This window comes from Bartonella sp. AD13SXNS (genome assembly GCF_042196465.1).
Lineage (GTDB): Bacteria > Pseudomonadota > Alphaproteobacteria > Rhizobiales > Rhizobiaceae > Bartonella.
The window spans coordinates 103,511-110,929 of the sequence record NZ_JBHIQI010000006.1 but is presented as its reverse complement, the minus strand read 5'-3'; the positions used below and the strand labels follow the sequence as shown (position 1 = coordinate 110,929).

6 protein-coding genes are annotated in these 7,419 nt (G+C 36.6%); 2 read left to right on the top strand and 4 right to left on the bottom strand.

The features are described from left to right. The first annotated feature begins 180 nt into the window (after window positions 1-180). On the top strand, window positions 181-546 hold the full coding sequence (locus ACFIMQ_RS05925; RefSeq protein WP_375615971.1) for a hypothetical protein: 366 nt from the start codon (window positions 181-183) through the stop codon (window positions 544-546). Between the two features lie 44 nt (window positions 547-590). Further along, a complete protein-coding gene (locus tag ACFIMQ_RS05920; RefSeq protein WP_375615970.1) occupies window positions 591-1,040 on the top strand; it encodes a hypothetical protein in 450 nt (149 codons plus the stop codon). A gap of 795 nt (window positions 1,041-1,835) precedes the next feature. On the opposite strand, the gene ACFIMQ_RS05915 is transcribed toward ACFIMQ_RS05920, so the two are convergent. The 4 genes from ACFIMQ_RS05915 to ACFIMQ_RS05900 form a co-directional block, all read right to left on the bottom strand. Further along, the gene (locus ACFIMQ_RS05915) at window positions 1,836-2,597 is read right to left on the bottom strand and encodes a DUF4167 domain-containing protein (RefSeq protein ID WP_375615969.1); all 762 of its coding nucleotides are present in this window, start codon (window positions 2,595-2,597) and stop codon (window positions 1,836-1,838) included. Window positions 2,598-4,193: 1,596 nt separating this feature from the next. Beyond that, window positions 4,194-4,637 carry a hypothetical protein gene (locus ACFIMQ_RS05910; protein ID WP_375703587.1) on the bottom strand — a complete coding sequence of 148 codons (444 nt, stop codon included), beginning with the start codon at window positions 4,635-4,637 and terminating at the stop codon, window positions 4,194-4,196. 1,827 nt (window positions 4,638-6,464) lie between these two features. Beyond that, window positions 6,465-6,608 carry a hypothetical protein gene (locus ACFIMQ_RS05905; protein ID WP_375615967.1) on the bottom strand — a complete coding sequence of 48 codons (144 nt, stop codon included), beginning with the start codon at window positions 6,606-6,608 and terminating at the stop codon, window positions 6,465-6,467. A gap of 245 nt (window positions 6,609-6,853) precedes the next feature. Then, window positions 6,854-7,339 (bottom strand): hypothetical protein, encoded by a 486-nt coding sequence (locus ACFIMQ_RS05900; protein ID WP_375615966.1) that lies wholly within the window; start codon window positions 7,337-7,339, stop codon window positions 6,854-6,856. Window positions 7,340-7,419 lie beyond the last annotated feature (80 nt).

Genomic DNA, 7,419 nt, shown 5'->3' with positions numbered 1-7,419 from the left:
CGCTTGGGAACTGCGCTTGGGAACTGCGCTTGGGAACTGCGCTTGGGAACTGCGCTTGGGAACTGCGCTTGGGAACTGCGCTTGGGAACTAAAAAACTTTGAAAATGTTTAACAATGAAGAAGCCCCTAGGCTGACAAATTGAGATCCATGCCGTCAACCTTTCATTTGGAAAATAATTTATGAATCCCCTTGTTTTTATCCTCTTATTGGTTTCATGTACGGATGATTTTAACAGTTGCTATTCAAACAATACAATGGTTAAAACTTACCCAACAGCTCAAGCATGTGAACAAGCCATGGTACCATCCACAAAAAAATTTGCCTTTTATGGACAACAAATTTTTGCCCAATGCATAAACGTACACCTCAATTTACATCAACAAGAAGTAAAATTGATCTGGTCTGTAACAAACCATGGAAATTTCCTGCTTAAAAGTCAAAACGTCAATGACAAGAGATCTAAAGACCACAAACAAGACATTTTACCAACTTCGCCTCCTCTTGTCCGTTCTTCCTCCACAAACCCCTTGCACAAAAAATTTTAAAAGCATAAACCCAATCAGATCTCAAAAAATAATCAATGAAAGACATGATGGATAATAAGCGAATGAACCCTTCAAAAGACCATCACACAGAGCAAAATTCTCTGCCTCAAGATCTCCCTTTAGACCCTGCTGTAGAACGAGTAAGAAAAAAACTTATGGGTTTAATGATTATTTCCGTTTTAATAACGCTTTTCCTTATTCTAACCGTACTGTTTTTAATTGTTTATAAAGTTATCGCAACCGGATCAGCGCCAAAACAAACAGAGCTATCTTCCTCTCTCAGCAAAAATCCACACGTTATCCATTATACGCTCTCCTTACCGGAAAAAACACAAATTTTGTCGCAAAGCCTCTCAGAACACAATATTGTACTGAAAATTTTAACCCCTGATGGACAAACAAAATTTATGATTTATAATTACCACACCGGTGCACTGGTCTCCGTTCTTTCTGTTGAAACAACACAAGAAGTATCAACGACCATGCCTCATTAAGCAAATCAACATCACCACAAGCGCTTACATAGCACCCCTGAAGATTTAAACATTTTCCTCGGTTTCAAGATGCGACCACTTGGACAACGGTAGATTTTTCTCTATATCCCCTCACCTCATTGAGATGAAGGAGCAACCTTTTAGTCAATGCATCCTCATTCTTAAGAAAACGGATATTTCCTACAAAAACTCAAATGAACGTGTAAGGAATACACCTTCTTGAGTACAACAATTCAACATATTGATTTATAAGAACCATTTATTTTCAGGCCAAACGAGCGCCTCAAATACCGTAAGATTCTCTCATTTCAACTCTATTCATGGATGAAGTTCATTAAAATCATTTCCTCACACATCACAGCAAAAAGTGCATGAATAAAAATACCTCTTATAAACGATTTCAAAAGCCAAAAGAAAAGCTTGCAACATTGATAATGAAAGCAATAATGCCCAACTTGCACCTTTTATTAAGCAAACATGGCTGATATTACAGCATTCATGGGTACCGTCACGAAATGGTCTTGAATACATTGAGAGATATCAAACACAGGTGCGAATAAACAAAGAAATCAGTTCTTCAGAAAAGAACGCCTCTAAAAAATACACAAATGGTTTCCTCTGTATCCCCTTTACCTATTGCCCAGTAAAGAGACAACCTTTTCTGCCGGCTCCCTTGTTCAGTTTCCGATATTAACCATGAAAATTCAAAAAAGTACAAGAGGCTTGAGCATATACAATTGACCATCATGCATACCAACAACATCACCACAAGCGCTTACACAGCATTCTTGAGGTTTAAACATTTTCCTCTGCTGAAGGTGTCACCACACGACGACGACGGATTTTTCTCTGTATCCCCTCACCTAATCCAGGCAAAGAAGAAACCTCTTCTGTTGATGTTGATGCATCCCCATTGCTAGAGCTTTCTGACGTTGCAAGTGAAAGCTCAAGAGATGATTCGTCTTGAGTCCGAACAGTACGTCGACGGAGAGAACGACGTGTTTTTTTGACAGGTTCAACCTTTTCCTCAGTGCGACAGTGCTCTTGATCCGTTTTCTCATCCGATAGAGCCTCTAAAGCATTTTCACGCGCATCCCCATTTTGCGCTTTGGCATATCGGCCATTCCCATTCTTTTGCGACGGCATCTGTAATACGTCTGTATCATGTAATATATCTGTATCACTTGTCTTGCACTCGACAGCATCTTTTTTTTCACCTTCAGTGTTTATTTCGCTGTACTCTTGCTCGTTGTTTTCATCACGATTCTCATCACACCGAACAGATTGAGACATTTGCCCCGCTGCCGCTAAAATAATACGCAAATAGTGCTCTGCATGTTGTAGATAGTTCTCTGACATAACACGATCACCAGCACCTTGTGCATCACGCGCAAGGCTTATGTATTTATCGGCAATTTGCTGAGCATTTCCGCGAATTTTAACATCCGGACCGCTACTTTCATAATTACGAGACAACGGGTTAGGACCGCGACGATTATTATTACCATTATTGTTATTATTGCGACCGCGTACCCGTCTATTTTGTTGTGGCCTCATTTTTATCCCTTTTTTGGAGTGTATATCCTGATTGACTCTTCTTCATTGCACTATTTTTGATAATACTGATCACATTTACCATACGGTTATCAAGCTATCCGTGTTTATTTCACTCAAATGAACCCTACTGATATTGATAAAAACATATATTTTTTTTGAAAATCACAAAACAGCAGGGAAATCGTAAATCAAAAATTCCCTTTTTTTCTGTCAACCAGCAGAAAGTTAGTGATGTTCACGTAAAATGCCAAGTGTTTTTTTTTAAATAAACCATATTTCACTAAAAAAAATAATTATCCTGTGGAAAACAAAAAGGAGAACACACATATACCATACCTGACACAGGAGAAACCCCATCAGAAAATATAAAAGCTTCCCTTTTCTGTTTTAAAACCACCGCTCCTAAAAACGCTGATATTTTCTTCCCCCTCATGCCTTTAACTCACAAGCATTTATATCCCAACGAGTCACTGCACGAACCTCTTGATTTTATGATATATAGCCTCTTTTCACTGCTAAAGCAACCCCCTGCGAGCGATAATCCACGACCGCCTCACAAAACCTCTTAGTCTTTATAGATAGATTAAGATGAAGCATTATTCAAGCCCTATAATGACTAAGAAATCAATCTTCTTTCCAAAACAGACCAACAATATGATCCCTTTTTGTTTTAATCCCATGAAATTTTTAAAGGAATCAAATCGTTTGATTGACAACAAATTGAGCCTAAAAGCTAAATATTTAAATATAAAAAACATCAATTTATGAGAAAAAACAACCCATATGTCACACTGCTCTAAAAATCAGATTCTTCCCCCCCAAAAATGGTCCTTTAAAGTTTATAAATTAAGAAGAGCATAACGGATTTCCTCTCCTCTACTTTCTGATAAGAAAACCGAAATTATAAAAACAAGCACATTTTTAAACCCAGCATATATAACCGCAGCATAGCATTTGAGGTATGGAGTAGCCTTGAATATTTATAGCCTTTCAAAGAAAGATTTCTTTCTTGTTTGTTCATGTTTATTGACTCCTGCCCTCAAAGGACGCAGACTCTTAACCAACGTCTGTCTGTAAACAATCCGAATTCTTATCAAACACTTTTTCCTTGGCTTCCCACGCATGTGATTCATTTAAACGAAAGATTCAATAAATCGACGAAGATTCACCACGCACGAACACTCCAATATTTCAAGAAGGTATACATGCCTTATGTCTCCACACCATCATTATATTTGCCAGATCGTAGGTGTTGCTATAGCCCTTGGCACTTAGGATGGTTCATTATAGGCATTTTTAATCCTTATCTTATACAATTTTACCACACACCAGCCTCACTTATAACGAACAAGCAAGTGATTCTGATTGTTTTTAAGATAAACAAGTTTGAAATAAGAGAACCTTACGTTATTCAGGTCTCTAATTCAATATGAATATTGCTAAATTATCCATATAAATCAATTCATTGTACCTTAAAGAAAGTGCGGTACAACAAGATAAATAAATCACTCTTCTCTTAGTATAGAAGCAGGTAATAATCAGGAATTTTTATCTTTTCATCCAATTTCGCAATCTTTTAACTTTCCGTATAAAAACTTAAAAGTAATTGCGCCTTTTACCTTGTTTATTCTCTCTTTCATTGAGAAAACAATCTCGTAAGAGAAAATAATTTCCATCCCCCGGTCGTACCATCGTCAAACATTGTTTTTTTGCAGTATCAGAAAGCTTATCCCACATTTCACGAATAGCAAAATAGGCCTCACTTTCTAAATTAAGGCAGTGCTGATAAACTTCTTTTTTCATCTCGGGCATAACGGAAGCAGAAATTTCCTTGCAATACACACGCAGATCAAAGACAGGAATAGCCAATTCAACAGGCGCTTGCTGTGTTATTTTTTGATGAGAAGAAAAATAATTGACCGCCTTTGCAACAGCAAAACACAAAATCACTATACAAAAAAGTATCATGCAAACAAAAGCAATCTTGCGATACAATCTTTTGAAATAAGCATTTTGCCTTGCGCGGATTCTTTTTTCCATAAAGACTACATCCCTTAACATCCCTAAAGAAGCTTTTACAGCAAAAAATGATAGAAGTATCTGTGTACACAATACAAGTTATAACGGCAAACGATCAAGACTCTTATATCAAAAGGCTCTCTTTTATCGTATAAAATTCTTGTTAAAAACTTTTCTCATCCCCTTTATGAAAAAAGAGGGATTATCATTTTCTCCCCCCTCTTTAAAAGACAAAGATTCTTCATCCATACTGATCTGTAAACAATGAGGCTACTCTTAAGGAGAAATCTACTTGTCTTTCTCCTTGGGGCTCCCCCCTTGACTTCCCCTTAAGGCTCTTCCTCCCTTAGGCTTTTTCTCTTAGACTTCCCACGCATGTGATCTCTATCACCATCCCTCAACAAGCGATATTTCATGAGGCGTTATGGACAAAAGCACCACCTCCCCAAAAGCCATCAAACACCGAACAAAAACCCTCATGTGCGTTTATATGAATCCCTACAGAACAAACGTCCATCATATTCACCCCACACAAACACCTTATGTATAAAATCTTACACGCCTTATATCATCGCCCCTCAAAGAACAGTGGTGACAACCGGAAGAGATTATTAATGGTAAGAGGCTACACAAAGAAAAAATGGTTTTTCTGATTGATTTCTACAAACTCTGTTAAAAACACATATGCATTTTGGGTCATCTGGCATTGATAAGAATACTCCCTCGCGTGCGCCCCCATTTTACGCATCGCTCTCTTATCTCTCTCCATCAAAGAGTAACAAAATTATTTTTTACTCTTCCACAGTCCCCATGATAATCAATGCAAAGAAACGAAAACTGCCCACACACACACACATTTTTGCTTTGATTCCCTATTGGAATAAAAAACGCATAAGAATTTAGAAATTTCACAACAAAAAGAACACACAAAATATAATGATAAGAATAATATCCAAAGCCACCTCAATGACAACGACATAGCACCCTTGGCTTCTAGACAATAAAAAAGCCGCGCCTTTAAAGGACGCGGCTCATGAATAGAGATATAACTAAATAAAATACAAAAGAAATCAATAATGAATACTTATACACAAAACGTATAATATTGCAAGCTTTTTAATTATATTTATAAAACTTATCCAAAAAGAGTATAAATAATGAGGGATAACAGCCTTTTTTTATTTCATTCATTTAAATGAAAAAAGCTTCTTGCCTCTCTTATGGCTTTAACCATATCAAGCATAATGCCTTCGTATTGAAAGGAGTCTTTTGTAATAACGATCTTTCTAAAATCAAAACGTATCAAATAAATCAAAACACTTTCGTATCTTTATCTCAATATAATCCAAGAGCAAACGTATAGTTTAAGTACATCGCTATAATAAACCCCGTTCTTTTACATTTGTAAAATCTGGTTTTTCTTGACATGCGTCCACCACTTCAAAAAATGAAGATTCCTCAGCCAATCAGATCTATCAATAGTCCGGATTCTAGCGGGGTTCATTTAGCTTCCCACGCATGTGATTCCCTTAAACTTAAGATCCGAAAAACAAGCCCTTCTGAATATTCAGCACGCCCAAAAAACACTTGTATCAAAGCAACTTAATATCACCACACCTCAAAGGAGGGTGTTTTATGGCATAATTTTACAGCATCACAAGATAAGACAAATAAACAAGCACTTGTAGTCCACTGTCTGATAAAAAAACAAGCACACCTTTAGCCCTCAAGCCTTCTCCAACAAGCCACCATTTTTCTTTTTTATAAGAAAGTTCAATGATAGATATTCTCCCCCGCGTTAATCTATTTTGGCAAATACACTTTCTTTTTTATGAGGCTTTTGAGCAATTAAAAAGGCGACAAACGGCTATTTTTCTCTTTAAAAAAGCGTAAAAACAGTAAATTTCTTATAGATTTACGATCATCAAACGCCCTATCCAAAAGCTTTTTCAAAGTATTGCAAGATTTTATTTTTTGCAATTTTTTTGCCATGCATTTCTGCTGAGGCAAAACTTCTTTCTTTGTAGGCTTTAAAGGCTTGCCCATAGATTTTAATAATGCGCCCTACTCTCCCCAACAACGCATGATCAACTTATCCAGCAACAACGCTTCTCTATCAATTTTTACCATTTTTTAACATCTCAAACAAAGTGCAATTCCAGGCTCCACCGAAGATATAAATTAGGTTTATCTGATCTATAGCTTCACCCCATACATATTGTTATGATCACTCTATTCTATTTTTCCTTATCTAACAAAGAAGAAATCTCTCTAGAATGCTCAACACTGATGTTTTGAGTAACACTACTGTGTATTTCTAGCGGCTTATGTGCTGTAAATTTTGAAATAAAAGAGCTGTAGTCTATTTTTGGCGCATCGTATATTGAAGAAAAAACGATGTCTCCAGCGGACGATGATTCTGTTTTAATTTCTGGTGCACTCACAAAACTGTTTGATGTCGTTATTCCACCACTCACAACACTATTAATACTGTCTTGCTTCTCTTCTTTCTCATTTTTTTTCTGTTCGACATTGGTAAGATCTAGAGCATTTAATTTTTTTTCTAAAGCATCCATACGCTTTGAAATTTTTGTAATATCTTCATATGCTTTCTTCAACAATGCGTTTAAAGGAGCATGTCCCATTCTTCCGCTAGCATAAAGAACCACACGAATACATTCAGGATCATCAATATCAGCAATAGAAAATGGAAAAAGTGCCATTATATCCCCCTTTTTGATAAGCTAAACGCGTATTAAGCATTTGCATATTTTTTTCCGTTGTACGGCTCTTGCATTTCTCA

Excerpts from the sequence above, each read along its gene's own strand:
- ACFIMQ_RS05915 (WP_375615969.1), bottom strand. The coding sequence starts at position 2,597 with ATGAGGCCACAACAAAATAGACGGGTACGCGGTCGCAATAATAACAAT.
- ACFIMQ_RS05910 (WP_375703587.1), bottom strand. The coding sequence starts at position 4,637 with ATGGAAAAAAGAATCCGCGCAAGGCAAAATGCTTATTTCAAAAGATTG.
- ACFIMQ_RS05900 (WP_375615966.1), bottom strand. The coding sequence starts at position 7,339 with ATGGCACTTTTTCCATTTTCTATTGCTGATATTGATGATCCTGAATGT.
- ACFIMQ_RS05925 (WP_375615971.1), top strand. The coding sequence starts at position 181 with ATGAATCCCCTTGTTTTTATCCTCTTATTGGTTTCATGTACGGATGAT.
- ACFIMQ_RS05920 (WP_375615970.1), top strand. The coding sequence starts at position 591 with ATGATGGATAATAAGCGAATGAACCCTTCAAAAGACCATCACACAGAG.
- ACFIMQ_RS05905 (WP_375615967.1), bottom strand. The coding sequence starts at position 6,608 with ATGGCAAAAAAATTGCAAAAAATAAAATCTTGCAATACTTTGAAAAAG.